Below are 21164 nucleotides of genomic sequence, written 5' to 3' on the forward strand. Positions count from 1 at the left end.
TTTTTGTTGATCTTAAACTAGCTGCCAACCAAACGAAATATTAGAAATTCGACCAATTGGTATATTTGTTGCTTAGTTAAAGTGAATATATGGTTCCGATAAATTTGATAGACGAACTGTGATTTGTACTTAAACGAAATGAATTTATCATTGTACAGCCAATGTCTAAAGATGTTCGACATTGGCTCACATTACCAATGGGGTGGTATGTGATGAAAGAGAATTGGTTTTCCAAATTTACTCCTTTTCAAGGAGATATTGAAAAAACTCCCGTTGCCATGAACGAGTACTTGCCTACAGGACAAAGTATTGTACTTGGACTTCAACATACATTTGCCATGTTTGGTGCAACAGTGTTGGCACCGCTGCTCATGGGGTTTGATCCTAGTCTAACGATCCTGTTATCTGGTATAGGCACGATATTATTTTTCCTTATCACAGGTGGGAGAGTGCCAAGCTATCTTGGGGGTAGTTTTGCTTTTATTGGTGCTGTGATTGCTGTAACAGGCTATACCGGTTCAGGATTAAATCCAAATATTGGGATTGCCTTAGGTGCAATAGTGGTATGTGGTATTTTCTATGCCTTGATGGGTTTACTTGTAATGAAAACGGGTTCTCAATGGATGGAGAATCTTTTACCACCAGTTGTTGCTGGTGCAATCATTATGATTGTTGGATTAAATTTAGCACCTGGGGCGATTAAAGCCGTATCAGGTAATGAGTTTGATACATGGATGGCTTTATTGACCGCAATGTGTATTGGTGGTGTCGCAGTATTTACAAGAGGAATGTTGAGACGATTATTGCTATTGGTGGGTTTGATAGTTTCGTATCTTGTATATTTTGTTTTAGCTAACATGATGGGAATGGGCAAACCAATCGATTTTAGCTCGGTTTCAAATGCGGCATGGTTTGGTTTACCAACTTTATATCAACCTGAATTTCAAATGAATGCAATTCTGCTGATTCTACCTATCGCATTTATTCTTATTGCTGAAAATCTTGCGCATTTCAAAGTTGTAAGTGAAATGACAGGCAAAAATATTACACCCTATATGGGTAGAGCATTTTTGGCAGATGGGGTATGTACCTCTATGTCTGGTGCAGTAGGAGGAACAGGATTAACTACATATGCAGAGAATATTGGGGTCATGGCGGCAACGCGTATTTACTCTACAGTGGTTTTTGTAATTGCGGGTATTGTCGCTATTATTCTGGGATTATCACCAAAATTTGGAGCACTCATTAGCACATTACCTGTCGCAATTTTGACAGGGACTTCAATGATTGTTTTCGGCTTAATTGTAATCGCTGGTGCGAAAATCTGGATCGAAAATAAAGTCGATTTTACTCAAAACGGCAACATTATTGTGGCATCAGTGACTGTGATTATGGGCGCAGGGAACTATTCGATTATGGTTGGTGGACTTGATCTCGGCGGCATTACAACGGCGACATTTGCGGGAATTATTCTAAATCTGATTTTTAATCGAGCTAAGCAAAAGCAGAATCAAATAGTAGCAGACGTTGTACCAGAAAAAACTTAAGTTTGAGACTTAGCTTTTAAGACAAATTTTAGTCAATCCTAAATTGTCGAAAGTTTCAGCAAGATAATGAAAACGTAAAAGATGTATACCTGATACAAGGGGATAAAAATGGGAATACCAGTAATTGATTTAGCAGGCGTAGATATAAACAAACCAGAAAGTGAGGCGACTAAACGTGCAGTTGCTGAACTGAGAAAAGCTGCGATGCATTCAGGTTTTTTCTATGTGAAGAATCATACAGTTCCTTTAGAAATGATGACGCGACAGTTTGCATTAGCAAAAGAATTATTGGCGCTTCCAGAAGACGTTAAGCAAAAATATGATGTACGTAATTTTTTTGGATTCCGTGGATTTGATAAACTAAATGGTCAGCAATTAGACCCTTACGGCAAGCCAGATTATAAAGAAGGGTTTTATTGTGGTCGTAATTATCCTCAAGATCATCCTTTTGCAATCGCTAAATATCAAAACTATGGTCCAAATCAGTGGCCTGAAGAATTACCTCAATGTGAATTGATTTGTCAGGAGTACATCGATGAAATGTATAAACTGGCAAATTTTCTGATGCAACTTTTGGCATTAACGTTAAATCTGCCATCGAACTATTTTGATGCTTCTAGTAAAGATCCTATGGGAACATTACGTATGTTGCGTTATCCACCTACACCTAGAGATGATGATGAAACATATGGCGTTGGCGCGCATACAGATTGGGGGTCAGTCACCATTTTGGCACAAGATCAAATAGGCGGATTAGAAGTGTGCATGCCTGACGGAGAGTGGGTTGCAGCACCACCAATTAAAGGAACATTTGTAGTTAATCTAGGTGATATGATTCCAAAATGGACCAATGGTCTATATCACTCCAATCCACATCGAGTAAAAAATAGTTTTTCAAATGGTGCTTATCGTTACTCAATTCCATTTTTTTATGAACCAGACTATCACGCTGTGATTGAGCCAGTTCCAGGAACATTGAAAGAAGGTGAATTACCTTTATATGCACCATGTACAGTAGGGGAGCATTTAGAAGAAATGTATAATCGTTCATATAAAAAAGCGGAAGAGAATGCAGTAGCTTAAATCTCGCGATACAAAAAAAGCATTATCTATATAATGCTTTTTTTTAAATTATTCTAATGATTTATGAGCGATATTGATTGATAAAGTCCTCAGAACTTAGCCCTTTTTTAGCATAATGAATTGATGCTCTTTCCGCATATATTTGTCTAATATAGCGCGCTATGTCGCAGCTATCTGCAAACATATTATATTTCCAACCCAAACCATAGGACCATAAATTAATATTATCCACGGTCATGATTTCAATATTTGTATCCTCATGATCCAAATAATGGTCAATCATCTTGCGAATGACCTCTTTGGTGCAGCTTAATTTATATGCATGCCATTCATCATGGGGACACGCATTTTTGGGTGGCTGCCTAAATGGGTATTGAATGCCTCTTCCAGGGCGATTAAGACCGTGACCTTCCCATGGGCTGTATTCTTGGGACCATGTATTTAATGGCCCGTTTGGAACCGCAGGACGTATTTGCCCCCAATGTACCAAATTTTGATTTAACCAATCATCTGCAAAACTATCGCAGTTGAAAGGATCAAGCTTTCTAATCGCTTCTTGGTCATGTTGAAAAGAGATATAAGATTCGATTGGATTTTCGATTTTGAAAATACAGTGGCTATAGTCCATCGCCATTTTAAATGGAATACCTTGATGATTGACTAAAGCTGCAACTTTTTCTACCCGGCGATAATCTTCAGACCAATTATCTACGTGATTTTCAAAGGTAATGGTTATACCCTTACTTTGAGCATACTCATAAAAATATAAATAGGCATCAGCAACTTGTTGATCATTAAGATAGTTGAATTTACTGTCTTTTGCTGCAAGCATAATGTTGTGGTATTTGGCGCCTACGGCACATGTTAGCTCGATATTTTCTTTGAATATTTTTTCATGTTCTCCCCAAATATAGCATCCGTAACCTGAATAAACTGGAATATTGTATTTTTGACTCCCTTTAATGTAATCATCAATCATTTCACGATGAGTCGGAATGTGATCGATAAAATCCCACACGCTCGATTCTGCAAGTAGATCGAATTTTTCCATTATTGATGGTTCTTCAAGAGATACTGGATGTTCAAATGATGAGGCTTGTATGCCTAGTCCAGCACAGCCTAATGGAAACATTTTTTTCATAAATTCAATACCAAAAATATATAATTAAATCAGTAAATTGATAATGCAAAAAAAATGCCTTAATCCCTTAATATTTCAATCTATTACATTATTAAAATGGCTTTTTTAAAATATCAGTTGTCTAATACGAACATAAATTTATCGAAATAAATTAGATACGGGGATGTATGATTAAAAACATTAAAAAATACAGCTATGGAATTATAGTAATCATCTGTGCAGGAATGACGACCTCTAAAGTGATGGCACAAAATGAAAATAAAGAACAAGCGGATTTAAATAATATTAATCCATTGACTCAACAGGAAATCGATCAAGCATTAGCTCAGATGAAAGCAAAAATGTTCAAAAATTTGGAAAATTGGAGTGCGGCGTTAAAACGAAATGATTTTGAGCGGACAGGAAAAAATTTAGTTTTAAAAAGTAAGAAACAGCTTGAATTATGTCATATATATCAAGCTTCTGTAGATGAAACATATTCTTTAGCGCAAAAAAATCGCCATCGTATGTCTATAGATGAACAGAAAATTGTGGATGATCGAAATAGGTTTATTGAGTATTTAGGATTCAAAGATAATCAAATTGATACTAAATTAGGTTTTAGTTGTCGATTAATTTAAAAAAAGCACGGATGAAAAATCCGTGCTTTTTAAACTCTAGAAACGGTAACCAATTTTAAAGCTATATCCAATAGCTGTATTGTCTTTAAAATCTGCATCATAGCGATCGGTTCCGAACCAACTAGCAGATTGAGCTTTTGCATCACCTAACCAAAAATATCGTGCACCCGCTTGAATGAATGTATTTTTATTAAAGCTGTACTGACCACCTAATCCTGCACTCCAAAAACCTTCAGATGGACCTAAGGTAGAAACATATTCACCTGCACCAGAGTCCCATCCTCCGATAATGGTCAATGCGAGTTTTTCATTTAATTTTCTTGCGATACCGAAAGTTGCAGATATTTGATCTTTTTCATAAGCGATTAAGTCGAAACCACGAGGTCCTTTACCTTGTCCCTCCGTAATCGAAGAAGTTAAAACTCCAAATTTGTATGGACGGATTTTGAACTCAGACCAATCTACCCAACGTAAATTGATATAAGCTAATGTATCAGCCATGATACCTGATTGGAAATCAAGGTTAACTGATTGTGGAGTCGATGCTGAGGTTTTACCTTCTGTATATTGGTAGTCGGTACCAAGTGCCCCAATTTTATCTACAATATGCCACCCAGGATGTACAATAGGTAATGTATCTGTAATCACTTCAGGCATACTTTCTTCAGCTTGAACTGAATATGAAATTTTTGATCTGTAGGTTAATGAAGCTCTTAATGCAATTTCAGGAATTTGAAATGCAGCACCCGCTAGCCAACCAAAAGCACCTTCTTCAGGCATACTTGCTTTATAGCCTTGATAATCTTTTCTTGTATCACGACCAAGAAGATCTCTTGAACCTGTACCTTTTTCCTTAAAAGTACTACACAGTGCTACACCATTAGTCTGTGAATTACATAAATAACCACCTAATAGACTGTAAGCAGTTCCTTGTAAACTAAGATCACCTTTTACTGTTTGATAAACTGGGCCTGCATAAAAATTAAGGTGTTCATTAGGTTGGAAGCCTACGACTAGAGATAAGCTATTTGTCGAAACTTCAGCCTCTGTACTGCCATACTCACTGTGAAATGCACCATATTTTGTCGCAGATTCAAGGTCACCTAATGGCAATCGTCCTGAGCTGTTGACTCTGGAATGTTTTTTATCAGAATTTGAATAAGAGGCTTTTGCTCCGAAAGGTTGGTCATAAATTAAACCTAATGAAATATTGTCAGTTACTTGAAATTTTAAATTAATATTTGCAAATCCGAACGTGTCAGCAATATCACTTAAATTTGAGCCCGCAATTTCCCCACCTGCATTAATATCATCTGCTGTAGGCATATTCCAACCATTCGGGTCTCTTAATCCTGCAGAAGCAGGGCCCGAAGGTTCGGTTCTCATTGTTCCTGAAAGATCAGCATCCAAAATTGAATAACTAAAATCTACATAGTTTCCTGACTGTAAAAAGCCATTCATCGATTGGCCTGAACGATCCATAGCTGCAGCATAAGCGCCCGCGGTTGGAAACATTGCGACCAAAATCGCCCCAGTAAGTGTATTCAAACGCATTATTACATTCCCTGTGTAATGAATATTATTAGAGCATTTACTCAAATATTTTGCTCTTTATACACATCGTGTAATTTTTGGTCAATGAGTATCCTGACAAATATGTAATTTTTTGCCAATCATTTTTTATTTAATTTCATGTATTTGCGTTTAAATGTGTTATTTCTCTCATTATTTTGAAATAAAGCTGCCTATTAGGATGTAGAGTTTATTTTTTAAATCAGAAATTTTGATTGATGTTTGATCATTTTGGTCAATTTGCATAATAAAAAAAGGCGCCTAAGCGCCTTTTCTAAAAAATCAATTTTTAACGATCATTAAACTCATCATGTTGAGGAGCAGGGTATTTAAAGCCTTTGGTTTTATAACCTAAATACAAAATACCACCAATCGCCCAAATCAAACCATATTTAAGCGATGCTTGATCGACCTCTAGCCACAATGCAAATACTGCAATAAAGCCGAGTAATGGTACGATAACGAAATTAATAATTTCTTTCGCTGTTTTAGTACGACCATCGCGTAACGCATACCGTGAGATAACAGATAAGTTCACAAAGCTAAATGCTGTTAATGCACCGAAGCTAATTAATGAAATGACAAAGTCTAAATCCATAAAACCAGCGGTTAATGCGACTGCACCTACAATCATGATGTTATATGATGGAGTGAAGTTTTTAGGGCTGATGTGACCAAAAATTTTCTTATTGATGACACCATCGCGTCCCATAACATACATGAGGCGTGATACACCTGCATGTGCAGAAATACCTGATGCCATAACAGTAATGATGGCAAATGCAAGTACATAAGACTGGAACAAAGATCCACCAACCAACAACAAAATTTCAGGTTGAGTTTCTGCAATATTCTGGAAGTATGATCCCGGATTATTAGGGAAATAGATCTGCATGAAATAAGTGCTGACGATAAAGATAATCCCTGCAATTAACGCAGTTAAGAAAATCGCTTTTGGTAGCGTTTTCTCAGTATCTTTAGTTTCTTCAGCGAGAGAACTGAGTGAGTCAAATCCTGTGAATGAGAAGCAGAGTAATGTCGCACCTGTGATTAAGGCACCCACTGAAGTTAACTCATTCCAAAATGGTTCTAAACTCCAAAGTTGGTAGCGTTGCTCAGCAGAGATTGGACCATCCGCGTTATATCCCATTTGGAGCTTGGTATAGACCATCCATGTAAATACAGCGATCACAATTAATTGTACGAATACAATTAAGCTGTTGAAATTTGCAACAAATCGCGCACCACGAAGGTTAATACCTGTCATAAATGCTGTTAACACAATGACCCAGACCCAATGATTGACATCAGGGAATAAAGCCTCAAGATAAATCACCGCAAGGATGATGTTGACCATGGGGGAGAGCAGGTAATCTAACCATGATGACCAGCCAACCATAAAACCAACGTTAGGGTGGATAGATTTTTGAGCATAGGTATACGCTGAACCTGAAGATGGATATCTACGGATCATATGACCATAACTCAATGAAGTCAGTAGGATTGCAACAAGTGCAAAAATATATGATGTAGGAACGTGGAAATTACTTTCTTCTGATACCAAACCGAAAGTATCAAACAACGTCATTGGCTGAATATAAGCTAAACCGATAATAATGATGTGCCAGAGTCCTAGCGTTTTTTGCAGTTTAGCTGCCGATTGAGTCCCAGTTATATTAGTCAACGGCTTTATCCTCTTAATCGTTGATCAAGGATCAGTCAAATCAATTAAGGATCGTTTGAGACGAACGATCCCCCCTAATGTTTTTTCAAAAGTGCGCCAATCTAAACCAAATTGATGCAGTTTGTCAGTAGTTTGTGCGAGTTTTTTTTAGCAGGATTTATGCCAAAGGTATTGAACTCATGAGTTAAAACAACTAACAAATGAAAAGCCTGATGTCTAAAAAAACATCAGGCTAGTTTTAAGCGTATCTTTACTTATTTTGAGAAAATTACCAAGCTTTTTCTAAGATAGATTTCAAATCTTTTAATGTCGCTTCTTTAGGGTTGAAAATGATAGATCCGTCATTTAACGCTTTTTCGGCAACTTCATCTAATTGAGATTGCGTAACTTTGCCTGTCTCACGTAATGTACGTGGCAGTTTAGTTAAATCATAAATGCGATCACGCATTGTGTTGATAATCGCAATAGCTTTATCTGCACGTTGATTTGCTGGTGTCTGTGCATAGATATCAGTACCTGCAAGCGGTAGTAACAGGTCAGCAATCTTATCGCCATTCACATCCTTGTTGTAATCGAGCACATAAGGGAGGAATAAGTTCATGCACAAACCATGTGGTAAGTGAGCAACTGCACCTAGAGCGTGTCCAAGGGAGTGAACAATACCGACCATTGCATTTGAGAATGCAATTCCAGCCATGGTTGATGCTTGAGCAAGTTCTAAACGGGCATCAGCATCTTTTGGATTTTCCAAAACTCTAAACAAGTTTTCACTAATTTTTTTAATTGCAGCAGTAGCGTAAGCATCACTGATAGGATTCGCTGCCAAACACGTATAGGCCTCAACTGCATGTGTCATTGCATCCATTCCTGTCATTGCTGTCAGGTGTGGAGGTAATGTTAAAGTCATACGTGGATCTAAAATTGCAGCACTAGGCATTAAATATTTTGAAGCAAATGCCATTTTTTGATTATTCGCTGTATCTGAAACCACAGCAACCATCGTGACTTCAGAGCCTGTACCTGATGTTGTTGGGATAACAAAAAAAGGCTTTAATGGGCGAGGTAGGTTGTGAGCTCCTGAATATTTCAGCAGATCATCGCCTCCTTCGGAGACGAGAATATTGGCAGCTTTTGCTGTGTCGATGACTGAACCACCCCCAATTGCAATGATGGCATCGCATTGATTGTTACGATACATCTCAGTCACGGCTTTTACTGTTTCTAAACTTGAGTCCGGTGGAACTTCATCAAAAATTGAGCCAATTTTTACTTCTGTCGCTGCAAAAGCAGCTTCCACTGGTTCAAGTAGACCATTGGCACGTACGCCTTTGTCTGTGATGATGAGTGGTTTTTTTGAACCCATTGAATCTAGCTCAAATGGAATGTGTTCAAGCGCAGCATTACCAGCAATCACTTTAACTGGACAGAAAAATTCATAATATGGTTTAGCCATGCTTAAGCACTCCCTTTAATATATGACTGAGCTACTTTGAGATAAATATTTGCTGCACCTGTCAATTTTTCTTTTAATGACAGATTGACCGGATATTCTTTGACTGCAAGTTCAGCGACTAATTTTGGAAGAATAAGGGCTTCCATTTTATTCAGACAACGCACTAAACGTATTGCATGACCTAAATCGCCATCAGCAATCATACGGTCATTTGCAAATGCTTGTGCAGTACTTTCTTGGAAAGAAAATACCAAAAAAGCATGATGCATATGTTTAAAGGTAATCGTTAAATCTGGTTTTTTTGATGCATGGTCGATTAAGACAAGTTGATGTTGTGGATTCACTTGTGCAATAAATGCTGCATCACTGTTGAAAACGTCCATTGAAATCGTGAAGCCGACAGGAAATTTAGCAATTTCCTGTTTTATTTCTTCATCGACTTGACTTGCCATCGCTAAGCCTCTGCCAATCACGTCAAGCATGAGTTTGACATAAGCTTGTTCTAGCGCGGGCTTTACAGAGTTAATAGAAATCACTCACTTGTCCCTTATCACATAGTTTTATAATTTAGAGTAAATACTCTAAAATTATCTAATGACAAAGTAAAGGAGTTTTAATGATCATTCACGATAATTTGACTGAACAGGTCACTTTTTTTTAGATAGGCAATGAGGTCTTGAACTAACATATCAAAACTTGGGTAGGGATTTATCAAATCAGAGATTCTGACCATTTCAAGACCTGCATAACCACATGGATTAATAGTTTGGAAGCCTTCCAGGTCACAATCTATATTAAGTGAGAGTCCATGATAACTGCGACCTTTTCGGATTTTAAAGCCCAGAGATCCAATTTTTCTACCATCAACATAAACACCAGGTGCATCTGGTTTAGCATAAGCTTCGATACCGTATTTTTTTAATAAATCGATCATGACATTTTCTGCATAGCTGACTAAAGTACGGACATTCCAGCCTAATCGATTTAAATCAAACATAAAATATGCAACTAATTGTCCTGGACCATGCCAAGTGACTTGTCCACCACGATCAGTTTGAACAACTGGGATATGGCTAGGCACTAATATATGTTCTGGTTTGCCAGCTTGTCCTTGGGTAAGCACAGAATTGTGCTGCAAAATCCAAAATTCATCTGCTGTTTGTTCGTCACGCTGTTCTGTCATCAGCTTCATTTCTTGGAAGCGATCTTCATAAGAAGTGGTTTGGGTATAGTGACGAATAATCAATTGAGGTTTGGTTTTGACATCCACGGAGGTTAAGGCTCACATTCAAAAATGAGTTTTATTATAGACAATATTGTTGAATTAAGTGTGACCTAGGCACATACTTGATGAATAATTAACAAACATAAAAAAACACGCATGAAGCGTGTTTTTTTATTAAAGTGCAGTTTTAATTAAAGGGCAAGCAGCCAAGTCTGCATATACTTGATGTACTTGCTCAAGCTCTTCAAAACGAAGTTGCGCAGTAATTGAATGATACTTGCCTGTACGCGATGGTGTCACTGTCATTGCATTCCCATCAAAATCAGGGAAATGTTTAACAAAAATGTCATTCACGGCTTTGCGTAAATCCTCACCTGCAAGACCAATCAATTTAATTGGATAATCCATCGGAAACACCCAAAGATGTTCTTGTAGTTCGCGTGATGGAGTGCGATCGATCATGTCAGTCATAGGACACCTCATTAGTAAAAATACCTGCTAGGCGCAGGTATTTAGAATTATTTGCTACATGCTTTATATTATGGGGGAGTGTCCCCCATATTCAAACCTGTATTATCCTATGGATAGATTAGTCATTCTCAAGGAACGAGCGTAAATGTTCAGAACGCGATGGATGACGTAATTTACGTAACGCTTTTGCTTCGATCTGTCGAATACGTTCGCGTGTTACATCAAACTGTTTACCAACTTCTTCCAACGTGTGGTCCGTCGGCATATCAATACCAAAACGCATCTTCAAGACTTTAGCTTCACGTTCAGTGAGGTTTTCAAGTACCTCACGTGTTGCTTCTTTCAAGCCTTCTGAAGTTGCAGCATCAACTGGTGAAGTGATGTTACCATCTTCAATGAAGTCACCAAGATGTGAGTCTTCATCATCACCGATCGGTGTCTCCATCGAAATTGGTTCTTTAGCGATCTTAAGCACTTTACGAACTTTGACTTCATCCATTTCAAGGCGTTCACCTAACTCTTCAGGCGTAGGTTCACGTCCCATTTCTTGAAGCAATTGACGAGATACGCGGTTGATCTTGTTAATGGTTTCAATCATATGTACAGGGATACGAATCGTACGTGCTTGGTCAGCAATTGAACGTGTAATCGCCTGACGAATCCACCAAGTTGCATAAGTCGAGAACTTATAACCACGACGGTATTCAAACTTATCTACGGCTTTCATCAAGCCAATGTTACCTTCCTGAATCAGATCGAGGAACTGTAAACCACGGTTGGTATATTTTTTCGCGATGGAGATGACCAAACGTAAGTTCGCCTCAACCATTTCTTTTTTAGCACGACGTGCTTTTGCTTCACCAATCGCCATACGTTTAGAAATATCTTTAATTTCACGTACAGTAAGGTCGAGATCTTTTTCGATATCAGCGATTTTTTGTTGGAAAGCAAGAACGTCAGGGCGTACTTTCTCTAAGTATGGTTTTTGGTCAGCAGTGGCTTTAGCAATTTGCTCATCTAACCAAGCTGGGTTTGATTCTTGACCAGGGAACGTTGTACGGAATTGAGTACGATCCATACGACCACGACGAACTGCGTAGCGCATTACTTCACGTTCTGCTGTACGAATTTGTTCATGCGTGCCACGAATCATTTCAGAAATGATGTCAAACAAACGTGGTGTGAACTTAAACATCATAAAGACGGTTGCGAGCGACTCAAGAGCTGCTTTACCTTCTTTACTGTTACGACCATGTTTTGCGATCGCATCTTTAGTCGCATTCCACGCAGCTTCTAACTCTGCAAAACGCACTTTTGCGATTTCAGGGTCTGGACCTGAATCACCCTCAGAATCATCATCACTTTCAGACTCTTCATCATCATCGTCATCAAGTTTTACATCTTTAGTTGGTTTAGTCTCTGTTTCTTCTTCAAGATCAGCATCAACTTCTTCTAAAACTTCTGGAATTTCTTCATCAGACTCTGGATCTAAATAGCCTGAAAGGATATCGGCTAAACGACGCTCGCCAGTTTCGTAATCTTTATATTCTTGTAATACAACTTCAACCGCATTTGGCCAATAAGCAATTGAGTTTAAAACGTCACGAATACCTTCTTCGATACGTTTTGCAATCTGAATTTCGCCTTCACGAGTCAACAGTTCAACTGTTCCCATTTCTCGCATATACATACGAACAGGGTCAGTTGTACGACCAGGCTCATTTTCTACAGATGCTAAAACTGCAGCTGCTTCTTCTTCAGCAACTTCGTCAGTCGTTTCTGCGCTACTACCATCAAACATTGCATCGTCAGATTCTGGCGCACGTTCGTGTACAGGAATACCAACGTCTTGAAGCATCTGAATGATATCTTCAATCTGTTCGCTTTCAGTGATCGAGTCTGGGAGATGATCGTTAACCTCAGCGTAGGTTAAGTAACCTTGTTCTTTGCCTCGGCTAATCAGAGCCGCTACTTGTGAAGTAGGGGAATGCATATCGCTCATCTTTGCTCTCTTCTCGTTGAATCTGTGGCGGGGAAAAACCGTGCATTCTAGCACAATTAACTTATCTTTAGTATCGTATTAACTCAGTATAATTGGTTTTGAAAACCAATGAATTAAGTTGTTTAAGTCAATATTGGGTCAAAATTGTTGATTTCAAGCACATCATGCTTTTTATTTTAAACCAGCAATAAGGCTCTGATCCTTGATTAAATAATGACATATTTTTTTGTCCAAAAAAAACTAAAATTTGTATAAATATCAGCGAAAAATAAAATAAAACTTGACAAGTATTCTGAACAAAGATAAATAGCGCCTAGCCCCATTCATTTTTTCACACATGAGGTAGTTTTAGTGTCTTCTACAGATTTTGAACTAGATGATAACTACGGTGATGATGATGTTAGTTTTGATGAAACTACGAGCAAAATTAGCGCCAAAGAATCATTAGAAAAGCGTCGCTTGATTGATGACTTACTTGCACAGCGTCGTTTAGATCGTGAATTGAAAGATCTTGAATATGATTTTGACGATGATGATTTCGACGATGATGAAGACTAAATTAGATTGGGTATCCTGATCTAAAATGTTATTCTACGGAATTAAGATACAACCTTTGGAAATACAATGAGTGCATTAGATTTAGACTTGTTAAGTGACTACTTAGATGGCGACCAAAATGAGCATGGTCTAGATTTTGCTGCAACTCATGGTTTTTTGTGTGCGACAGCTGTAGGTCCTCAATTTGATCGTTGGTTGGATGAATTATTTGACAATAATCAAAAGAAAGTGCCTGCAGAGATCGTAGCTCAAATTAAACTTTGGTTAGAAGATTTACGTCAAAAACTTGCCAATGAAGAAGGTATTGAATTTCCTTTTGAAATTGAAGAAGCAGATGTAGAGTCAAGCCTTGGGGATTGGAGTGTAGGCTTTGTCGATGCAATGTTCTTAAATGAAGATGCATGGTTCACACCTGAGTTTGAAGAGCAATTGGTTGATCTCACTCTGCCAATTATGGTGTTTAGTGGAGTTGACGAAGAAGATCCTCAAATGGAGTCTTTCCGCCGTAACGGTCAATTAATGGATGAGCTTGCAGAAGAAATTCCAGATAACTTGAATGAATTGTATTTGATGTATCATACGCCGAACTAATTAAAAAGCACCGTAAGGTGCTTTTTTTAATTTGAGTTCTTTCTTTTTTGTCTGCGGTACACAATCCAAATGATTATGCTGATCACAATAGCAATAATTAGATAGCTTACTTGGCTAAATATTTTGTGCATCATTTCAGTATTATTTCCAAAATAATAACCCACATATGCTAAAAAGGTGGTCCATATAACCGTGCCTAAACCACTATAAAACATAAACTTTACAAAAGGCATTTTGCTCATGCCTGCAGGTATACTAATCAGAGATCGTACTGCTGGAACCATACGTCCAAAAAAAACGATTCGATGTCCATATCTTTCAAACCATTCTAATGATTTATCAACATCAGCTACTTTAATAAATAAATACTTGCCATATTTTTCAACGAACGTATAGAGCTTTTGATCAGAGATCTTACGTCCTAACCAATACAGCGTAGCGGCAGCTAAGAGCGAACCTATACTTCCTGAAATAATGACACCGATCAAAAGTAATTGACCCTGAGAAGCGGTATAGCCAGCTGAAGGCATAATAATCTCTGAGGGTATAGGTGGAAAAACATTATCGAGAAACATCAATAGAGCAATGCCGAAATAGCCCAATTGCTCCATCACTGAAATGATCCAATCTTTCATAAGTGATTTGTATTTTAAAGTTAAACCTATGCTAGATGTTTTTAAGAAAAAATACAGTGAAATTAAGTTAATGCATTAATTTAGGATGTTGAATTTGTATAAGTGTATGAACATAGACTTCTCGTAGGATATAGCTGACGAGAAGGGGAGCTATGCTGATGATGAAGATAAGACTCATTGAATCTCTCATCTGAAAACCGATTGCTAAAGCAATAATTGCGCCGATACAAGCACCTAACGTTACGATAAAATAATGGGATTGGTTACGTATATGCAATTTAACATCAGAATTATGTGAATCGAGATATATAAATTTTAAATGTGTCGGTACAGCTGATACACGATCTAAATGATTATGGTGAGCAAAATTCCGTCGAACAGGAAGATATTTGAATGGCACTCGATTCATGATTTTCATCCTTGAGCTAAATTTATTTCCTTCGTATTAAATTTATCTGAATGACTTCATGTGTTTTGTGTTGTTATAAAATAACTTTGTAATGGTGATATATCAGAATTGAAATTTTGTTTGTTCAATGTAAAAAGCGTCATCTACACTGTAATGTATACAACGCTTTTGTAAGTTAAATAAAATATTTTTTATTTAGAGGCGTTTACGTTTTGCAGCAATAATCTGAGACTGGCGCATACGGAAACCTTCTTTCTGCTTTTCTGTTGTTTTATCGATACAATAAACACATGATACGCCATGTTCGTAACTTGGTAATGCTACTTCTTCGGGGGTTAATGGCCAACCACAAGCATGGCACTTCACATTTTGACCTTCTTCCACTCCGTGTGTAACCGCAGTACGACCATCAAAAACAAAGCATTCACCTTCCCATAAACTTTCTTCAGGAGGGGTTTCTTCTAAATATTTAAGAATACCACCTTTGAGGTGATATACCTCTTTAAAGCCTTCTTGAAGAAGTAGTGAAGTTGATTTTTCACAACGAATCCCGCCTGTACAAAACATGGCAATCTTTTTATCTTTATGCTGTTCAAGATTGTTTTTTACATATTCAGGGAATTCGCGGAACGTTTCAGTTTTTGGATCAATTGCCCCTTTGAATGTGCCTGCTTTGTACTCGTAATCATTTCTTGTATCGACTAAGATCACGTCATCACGTGCAATGAGTTCGTTCCATTCTTTAGGGTCTAGATAGTGACCAACCAAGTCGCGTGGTTTCACTGGAACACCTAAAGTCACGATTTCTTTTTTATGTTTGATTTTCATTTTACGGAATGGTTTTTCGTCACTGTGTGACTCTTTATATTCCATGTCATTAAATCCTTCATTTAAAAGGAATTGATGAATGACATCAATTGCATGGCGGTCACCTGCAACTGTTCCGTTAATCCCTTCATGGGCAACAATAAGAGTACCGCATAGGTTGATGGTTTTTACCAACTCAAGTAATTTTTGTTGAAGTGCTAGAGAATCTTCAACTTCTTTAAATTGATAAAGTGCCGCAACAACCCAACCAGTGGTCGCTTGCTGTTCTACAGGTGCAAGCTGTTCTACAGTAGCGTTCATGGAGTACTCCAAATGTATTAATATAGGGATAAAATCAGGCGCGTATTCTAACGCGATTTTTGAAAATATGCGAGAAAGCCATAGAAAATTTATGGTTTTATATGAGGAAAATATTTTGAATACAGCGCGTCGAATCCCTTCATTAACACCATGTGCGGGACGTTGTTCAACAGTGTTTGGTGATGCGGTATGTCGTGGTTGTCGACGTTTTAATCATGAAGTGATTCAATGGAATACTTATAATGAAGAACAACGACTGAGTATTTGGAAGCGTTTAGATCAACAACTGGATCAAATTTTGGTTCCAATGCTTCCTCATGCTCAACTTTCTGAGGTGGAAAAATTCATTGAATCAAAAAGAATCCGAGTATTGGAGAATGCTTCAAAAGGCCGAAAATTATATCATGCGCTTAAAATTTGCGAAAAAAACAAGCATTTAGCAGAGCAGAGTGGTTTAGGTATTTCAGCTCCACATGTTAAACCGATCTGGACTGAGTTTGAACGTCGGGTTCTTGCTTTGGCGAATGCCAGTTATGAATTAGCTTGGTTAAGAGCAGATGGGATTAGCCAGAGCTTGCAGTTGGTGGATGAAGAGTAATTCTATGATAATTTGTTATAAAAAAACTCGCTCAAGTAAGCGAGTTTTTAGTCAATCATTAAGCAACTTGGACAGGAATACAGTTTGCTGTGTGATTCACAGTGTTATCTGGATTTGCATAAACCAAACGTGGTTTATGTGCATCAGCTTCTGCAACAGTAAAATCACCGAAAGTCGCGATAATAATAATGTCACCTAAATCTGCTTGGTGAGCAGCACCACCATTTACAGAAATAATGCCTGAGTTTTCTTCACCACGGATTGCGTAAGTTGTAAAACGCTTGCCATTAGTTACATTCCAAATATGAATTTCTTCATATTCACGAATACCAGCTAAATCTAGTAATACACCATCAATTGCACATGAACCTTCATAATGAAGTTCAGCTTGTGTTACAACTGCACGGTGGATTTTAGCTTTTAATAAACGAGATAGCATGGGAAGCGTCTCCTGAGTTGTTCTAAGATTGTTTTATTATCTAGAAACAACAGTTTTTTAATTTGGGTGAAGCATTTGAAAGCGCATTTTGCCCTCAAATTTTCATCGTGGCAAGAAAAATTGTTGAACAAAAATTAAATTTATCAACTACGGCTTGTAGGCATTTATTTGATTCATTGCCTGCTGAATTTCACCATTCACTAATAATTTTGTACGACTTAGTGCGTATTGAATTGCATCGTCAATGAGCGTTTGTTCACTTGAGGGTGCTTTACCTAGAACATGACCTGATACACGGTCTTTTGATCCAGGGTGTCCAATTCCAATACGTAAACGATGGAAGTTAGGGCCAGTATGAGGAACAATGTCACGTAAACCGTTATGACCACCATGACCACCACCCGTTTTGAGGCGAATGATACCTGGATCCATATCAAGTTCATCGTGAGCAATAAGCATTGCTTCTGGAGAGATTTGGTAGAATTTTGCGAAGGGTACAACACTTTGACCAGAACGGTTCATAAAGGTTGAAGGTAATAAAAGTCGAACATCTTGTCCTTCTACATTACCGCGACCACTTAATCCATTAAACTTAGGGTCATTTTTAAGTGTTATGCCATATTGTTCTGCAAGACGTTCTACATACCAGAAGCCTGCATTATGGCGGGTTTGAGCATACTCTTTACCAGGGTTGCCCAAACCAACAATCAGTGAAATATGAGACACTAATTTACACCATCAACACTTATGCGCGTTTGAAGTCAGCGTGCATTGGAGTGTTTTTAGCTGGGTGACGTTGTAAAGCTTGGATTTTAACGCTTTCAACTTTACCATCAACATCAATTTCAATTACTTCTTCAAAGAAAGCGTTGTCTTCTAAGTATTTAACAAGCTGACGAAGCTCAAGTGTAATTGCTACAGGTGCAGCATCACCACCATAGATGATAGCAGGAACTTTAGATTGAAGACGAAGGCGGCGGCTCGCACCTTTCCCTTGTACTGCTTCTTCACGTGCTACTGCATTTAATACGAAGTTTGCCATGAGAGACATCCTATTTAAGTTAAGTGAACTAGATCTGCGACCGATCTAGTGATAGAAAGCCCTACCAAAAGGCAGGGCTTTAAAATTTTAGCGCTCTATTATAGATAAGAATCAAACATTGCGCTAATAGATTCTTCGTTGTTAATACGACGAATTGTTTCAGCAACCATACTCGCAACTGAAACTTGGCGAATCTTACCAAGAGCTAAAGCTTCTTCTGAAAGCGGAATTGTATCTGTCACAACAAGTTCGTCGATAACAGAGTTTTTCAAATTCTCGATCGCTTTACCAGATAAAACAGGGTGAGTAGCATATGCTACGACACGACGCGCACCAAAAGTCTTCAATGCATCAGCGGCTTTACATAAAGTACCAGCTGTATCAACCATGTCATCAACGATCACACAGTCGCGATCTTTAACATCACCAATCAAATGCATCACTTGTGATTCATTTGCTTTTTGACGACGTTTGTCGATGATAGCTAAATCGATATCGCCCATTTGTTTCGCAACAGCACGAGCACGAACAACACCACCAACGTCTGGCGAAACAACCATAAGGTTGTCATGAGACTGTTGACGTAAGTCAGCTAAAAGCGCTGGCGTACCGTAAATGTTGTCTACAGGGATGTCGAAGAAACCTTGAATTTGGTCAGCATGAAGATCGATCATCACAACACGGTCAATACCTACAGTTGTTAGCATATCTGCTACTACTTTTGCAGTAATTGGAACACGTGAAGAACGAGGACGACGGTCTTGGCGAGCATAACCGAAATAAGGAATCACAGCAGTGATACGACCAGCACTTGCACGACGCAATGCATCTGCCATTACTAAGATTTCCATAAGGTTATCATTAGTTGGAGCACAAGTAGGCTGAACGATGAATACGTCTTTACCACGGACATTCTCAGTGATTTCGACAGCGATTTCACCATCAGAGAATTGACCTACAGATGCAGCACCTAGAGGGATATGCAAGTGGCTAACGACTTTTTGGGCGAATTGTGGATGCGCAGTTCCACTAAAAACGACAAGATTGGGCATGAAGCACCCTTGGCGGTTGAAATGTATAGAATGAGATGGCAGGGGCGGCTGGATTCGAACCAACGGATGGCGAGATCAAAACCCGCTGCCTTACCACTTGGCGACGCCCCTAATGCGGCAGAACTTTAATGGTTTTATATGGGTTTGTCAAGGTTGTTTGACTCAACTCATGATACCAATGTTCTGTCTTTTTGAACTAAATTGGCAGGGGCGGCTGGATTCGAACCAACGGATGGCGAGATCAAAACCCGCTGCCTTACCACTTGGCGACGCCCCTAAATCGATGTTGTGTTTAATGGCAGGGGCGGCTGGATTCGAACCAACGGATGGCGAGATCAAAACCCGCTGCCTTACCACTTGGCGACGCCCCTAAAACACGATACATCTTACAGGTGAAAATGATGGCAGGGGCGGCTGGATTCGAACCAACGGATGGCGAGATCAAAACCCGCTGCCTTACCACTTGGCGACGCCCCTATCATTTAAACGATGATTTGATTCAATGGTGATTGTTCTAAACTATTCACTAAGTAAGCTTTACAAGGTGAATGAGCAAGAATGTCATCAATGTTCATTTCAGTCGTTACTTCAGTAAAAACACAAGCACCTGTACCTGTAAGTTTTGCAACACCGAACTGATCTAAATATTGCATTGCTTCATCGACTTCAGCATATAGACTTCTTGCCAGAGGTTCAAAGTTATTTCTGAAATCAGATGGCTTTATCTGATAGGCGCAAAATTTAGAGGTCTTCGTGTCTCTTGTCAACGATTTTTGTGAAAAAAGCAGTTGAGTGCTGATAAAACAGTCAGGTTTTAACACAATGTATTGTTTTTGATCTAAGTCTATGAATGTTAAGTGTTCACCAATACCTTCTGCCCATGCATTACGACCATGGATGAAGATGGGAACATCAGCACCCAGTTGTACACCAATTTCTGCTAATTGATCACGATTTAAGCCACATTGCCAAAGTTGATTCATGATTAATAACGCGGTAGCCGCATTTGAAGAGCCACCACCGAGTCCTGCACCCATCGGTATATTTTTTTCGATGTTGACATGAATGCCTAATTTTTCATTTTTGGCGTAGGGTTTCAGCATCATCATTGCACGATAAATCAAATTTTGTTCAAGACTTACTTCTGATAGGCCTACAATGGAGATAGATTGATTAGAGATTGGAGTAAATTCCATCCAATCACAAAGATCTATCAACTGAAAAATGGTTTGCAATTCATGGTAACCATTTTCACGGCGACCCGTAATGTGTAAAAACAAATTCAGTTTTGCAGGAGACGGTACACGAATCATAAACGATCAAACTTAACGATTTTGAATTACCATTGTAATACGATTTTCAGTTCCATCTTCAAGTTGTTGCTTCAAAATCAAACGGTTTGGTTGTATAGATTGACCATTGTAAGATAATTGAATATGCCAACCTTGTTCTTTAATTTCACTGATTCGCATCGATTCGTCTTTTTGAATTTCAGCTTCTTCAGTCGCTTGCTTAGCTTGTACCCAATCGACTAAATAAGTAATTGGTGCTTCCCAACCTGTTGCACGAAACAATAACTCTTCAGGTGAGTTGGCTGTAATTTCACCAGTTTTGGCACTGTTCAGTGTTACTTGACCAGGTTGACCTGAGATTTGAGTTTTACCGACTCCAAGAATTCCGCTTAACTCGATATCAAACTGTTCATCTTGCTGTTGCCAAGTAAAAAAAGCACTGCCTGATTGCTTAGGGGTTTTAACGCCAATTTTACCCTGAAGATTAAATTGATTCGATTGTTCAATGTTTTGCGCTGTTGGTGGTGATGGTTGAGTTTGAATTGATTGACAGCCAGTTAACCCAAGAAGCGCACTACTTGTGGCAATCAGCAATAAGGATTTTAAATTTAAGATCATACAG

General features: G+C 38.4%; 23 protein-coding genes and 4 tRNA genes. 6 read left to right on the plus strand and 21 right to left on the minus strand.

The window, feature by feature from the left end; genetic code table 11:
• Positions 1 to 212: 212 nt before the first annotated feature.
• Positions 213 to 1547: a solute carrier family 23 protein gene (locus AC1M9N_RS05750; RefSeq protein WP_481612995.1), complete on the plus strand. Its 1335-nt coding sequence runs from the start codon at positions 213 to 215 to the stop codon at positions 1545 to 1547.
• A gap of 108 nt (positions 1548 to 1655) precedes the next feature.
• Positions 1656 to 2630 (plus strand): isopenicillin N synthase family dioxygenase, encoded by a 975-nt coding sequence (locus tag AC1M9N_RS05755; protein ID WP_481591773.1) that lies wholly within the window; start codon positions 1656 to 1658, stop codon positions 2628 to 2630.
• A 61-nt stretch (positions 2631 to 2691) separates the two neighbouring features.
• Here the strand turns inward: AC1M9N_RS05755 and AC1M9N_RS05760 are convergent, their stop codons facing one another.
• The gene (locus AC1M9N_RS05760; RefSeq protein WP_481591774.1) at positions 2692 to 3771 is read right to left on the minus strand and encodes a hypothetical protein; all 1080 of its coding nucleotides are present in this window, start codon (positions 3769 to 3771) and stop codon (positions 2692 to 2694) included.
• Between the two features lie 167 nt (positions 3772 to 3938).
• Here AC1M9N_RS05760 and AC1M9N_RS05765 point away from each other — a divergent pair, with 167 nt between their 5' ends.
• A complete protein-coding gene (locus AC1M9N_RS05765) occupies positions 3939 to 4391 on the plus strand; it encodes a hypothetical protein (RefSeq protein WP_481591775.1) in 453 nt (150 codons plus the stop codon).
• Positions 4392 to 4427: 36 nt separating this feature from the next.
• On the opposite strand, the gene AC1M9N_RS05770 is transcribed toward AC1M9N_RS05765, so the two are convergent.
• The 7 genes from AC1M9N_RS05770 to rpoD all read right to left on the minus strand — a co-directional run bounded on the left by AC1M9N_RS05770 (position 4428) and on the right by rpoD (position 12852).
• Complete coding sequence (locus AC1M9N_RS05770) at positions 4428 to 5945, minus strand: outer membrane protein transport protein (RefSeq protein ID WP_481954415.1); 1518 nt, start codon at positions 5943 to 5945, stop codon at positions 4428 to 4430.
• 307 nt (positions 5946 to 6252) lie between these two features.
• On the minus strand, positions 6253 to 7647 hold the full coding sequence (locus AC1M9N_RS05775) for an APC family permease (RefSeq protein WP_035267885.1): 1395 nt from the start codon (positions 7645 to 7647) through the stop codon (positions 6253 to 6255).
• 268 nt (positions 7648 to 7915) lie between these two features.
• Positions 7916 to 9100 carry an iron-containing alcohol dehydrogenase gene (locus AC1M9N_RS05780; protein ID WP_035267887.1) on the minus strand — a complete coding sequence of 395 codons (1185 nt, stop codon included), beginning with the start codon at positions 9098 to 9100 and terminating at the stop codon, positions 7916 to 7918.
• Between the two features lie 2 nt (positions 9101 to 9102).
• Entirely contained in the window at positions 9103 to 9636 is a 534-nt protein-coding gene (locus AC1M9N_RS05785) for a hypothetical protein (protein ID WP_035267888.1), read from the minus strand.
• Between the two features lie 77 nt (positions 9637 to 9713).
• Positions 9714 to 10370: a lipoyl(octanoyl) transferase LipB gene (lipB, locus tag AC1M9N_RS05790; protein WP_035267889.1), complete on the minus strand. Its 657-nt coding sequence runs from the start codon at positions 10368 to 10370 to the stop codon at positions 9714 to 9716.
• Positions 10371 to 10499: 129 nt separating this feature from the next.
• A complete protein-coding gene (locus AC1M9N_RS05795) occupies positions 10500 to 10787 on the minus strand; it encodes a YbeD family protein (RefSeq protein WP_035270687.1) in 288 nt (95 codons plus the stop codon).
• 127 nt (positions 10788 to 10914) lie between these two features.
• Positions 10915 to 12852, minus strand: a complete 1938-nt coding sequence (gene rpoD, locus AC1M9N_RS05800) for an RNA polymerase sigma factor RpoD (RefSeq protein WP_481612945.1) — start codon at positions 12850 to 12852, stop codon at positions 10915 to 10917.
• Between the two features lie 297 nt (positions 12853 to 13149).
• On the opposite strand from rpoD, the gene AC1M9N_RS05805 reads away from it, so the two are divergent.
• Positions 13150 to 13356 (plus strand): PA3496 family putative envelope integrity protein, encoded by a 207-nt coding sequence (locus AC1M9N_RS05805; protein ID WP_092766845.1) that lies wholly within the window; start codon positions 13150 to 13152, stop codon positions 13354 to 13356.
• Between the two features lie 66 nt (positions 13357 to 13422).
• Positions 13423 to 13947 carry a YecA/YgfB family protein gene (locus AC1M9N_RS05810; RefSeq protein WP_179997742.1) on the plus strand — a complete coding sequence of 175 codons (525 nt, stop codon included), beginning with the start codon at positions 13423 to 13425 and terminating at the stop codon, positions 13945 to 13947.
• A gap of 26 nt (positions 13948 to 13973) precedes the next feature.
• On the opposite strand, the gene AC1M9N_RS05815 is transcribed toward AC1M9N_RS05810, so the two are convergent.
• From AC1M9N_RS05815 to trhO, 3 genes are all read right to left on the minus strand, one after another.
• Positions 13974 to 14582, minus strand: coding sequence for a DedA family protein (locus AC1M9N_RS05815; protein ID WP_481954416.1), 609 nt, complete (start codon positions 14580 to 14582; stop codon positions 13974 to 13976).
• A 67-nt stretch (positions 14583 to 14649) separates the two neighbouring features.
• Positions 14650 to 14991, minus strand: a complete 342-nt coding sequence (locus tag AC1M9N_RS05820; protein WP_481608737.1) for a hypothetical protein — start codon at positions 14989 to 14991, stop codon at positions 14650 to 14652.
• Positions 14992 to 15186: 195 nt separating this feature from the next.
• Complete coding sequence (gene trhO / locus AC1M9N_RS05825; protein ID WP_035270894.1) at positions 15187 to 16119, minus strand: oxygen-dependent tRNA uridine(34) hydroxylase TrhO; 933 nt, start codon at positions 16117 to 16119, stop codon at positions 15187 to 15189.
• Positions 16120 to 16210: 91 nt separating this feature from the next.
• Here trhO and AC1M9N_RS05830 point away from each other — a divergent pair, with 91 nt between their 5' ends.
• Positions 16211 to 16717: a DUF1289 domain-containing protein gene (locus tag AC1M9N_RS05830; protein WP_171076814.1), complete on the plus strand. Its 507-nt coding sequence runs from the start codon at positions 16211 to 16213 to the stop codon at positions 16715 to 16717.
• 58 nt (positions 16718 to 16775) lie between these two features.
• Here the strand turns inward: AC1M9N_RS05830 and panD are convergent, their stop codons facing one another.
• From panD to lolB, 10 genes are all read right to left on the minus strand, one after another.
• Positions 16776 to 17156 carry an aspartate 1-decarboxylase gene (panD, locus tag AC1M9N_RS05835; RefSeq protein WP_035269276.1) on the minus strand — a complete coding sequence of 127 codons (381 nt, stop codon included), beginning with the start codon at positions 17154 to 17156 and terminating at the stop codon, positions 16776 to 16778.
• 147 nt (positions 17157 to 17303) lie between these two features.
• Complete coding sequence (gene pth / locus AC1M9N_RS05840) at positions 17304 to 17882, minus strand: aminoacyl-tRNA hydrolase (RefSeq protein ID WP_481954417.1); 579 nt, start codon at positions 17880 to 17882, stop codon at positions 17304 to 17306.
• A 19-nt stretch (positions 17883 to 17901) separates the two neighbouring features.
• On the minus strand, positions 17902 to 18198 hold the full coding sequence (rplY, locus tag AC1M9N_RS05845) for a 50S ribosomal protein L25 (protein ID WP_035269282.1): 297 nt from the start codon (positions 18196 to 18198) through the stop codon (positions 17902 to 17904).
• Between the two features lie 98 nt (positions 18199 to 18296).
• Positions 18297 to 19250: a ribose-phosphate pyrophosphokinase gene (locus AC1M9N_RS05850; RefSeq protein ID WP_035269283.1), complete on the minus strand. Its 954-nt coding sequence runs from the start codon at positions 19248 to 19250 to the stop codon at positions 18297 to 18299.
• 36 nt (positions 19251 to 19286) lie between these two features.
• A tRNA-Gln gene (locus AC1M9N_RS05855) sits at positions 19287 to 19361 on the minus strand.
• A 91-nt stretch (positions 19362 to 19452) separates the two neighbouring features.
• Positions 19453 to 19527, minus strand: a tRNA-Gln gene (locus AC1M9N_RS05860).
• Between the two features lie 19 nt (positions 19528 to 19546).
• Positions 19547 to 19621: transfer RNA gene (locus AC1M9N_RS05865), tRNA-Gln, on the minus strand.
• 31 nt (positions 19622 to 19652) lie between these two features.
• Positions 19653 to 19727, minus strand: a tRNA-Gln gene (locus AC1M9N_RS05870).
• 5 nt (positions 19728 to 19732) lie between these two features.
• Positions 19733 to 20563: a 4-(cytidine 5'-diphospho)-2-C-methyl-D-erythritol kinase gene (gene ispE / locus AC1M9N_RS05875; protein WP_481954418.1), complete on the minus strand. Its 831-nt coding sequence runs from the start codon at positions 20561 to 20563 to the stop codon at positions 19733 to 19735.
• Positions 20564 to 20575: 12 nt separating this feature from the next.
• Complete coding sequence (gene lolB / locus AC1M9N_RS05880) at positions 20576 to 21160, minus strand: lipoprotein insertase outer membrane protein LolB (protein ID WP_481954419.1); 585 nt, start codon at positions 21158 to 21160, stop codon at positions 20576 to 20578.
• Positions 21161 to 21164: the final 4 nt, after the last annotated feature.

It is taken from the genome of Acinetobacter sp. ANC_7655, assembly GCF_056784015.1.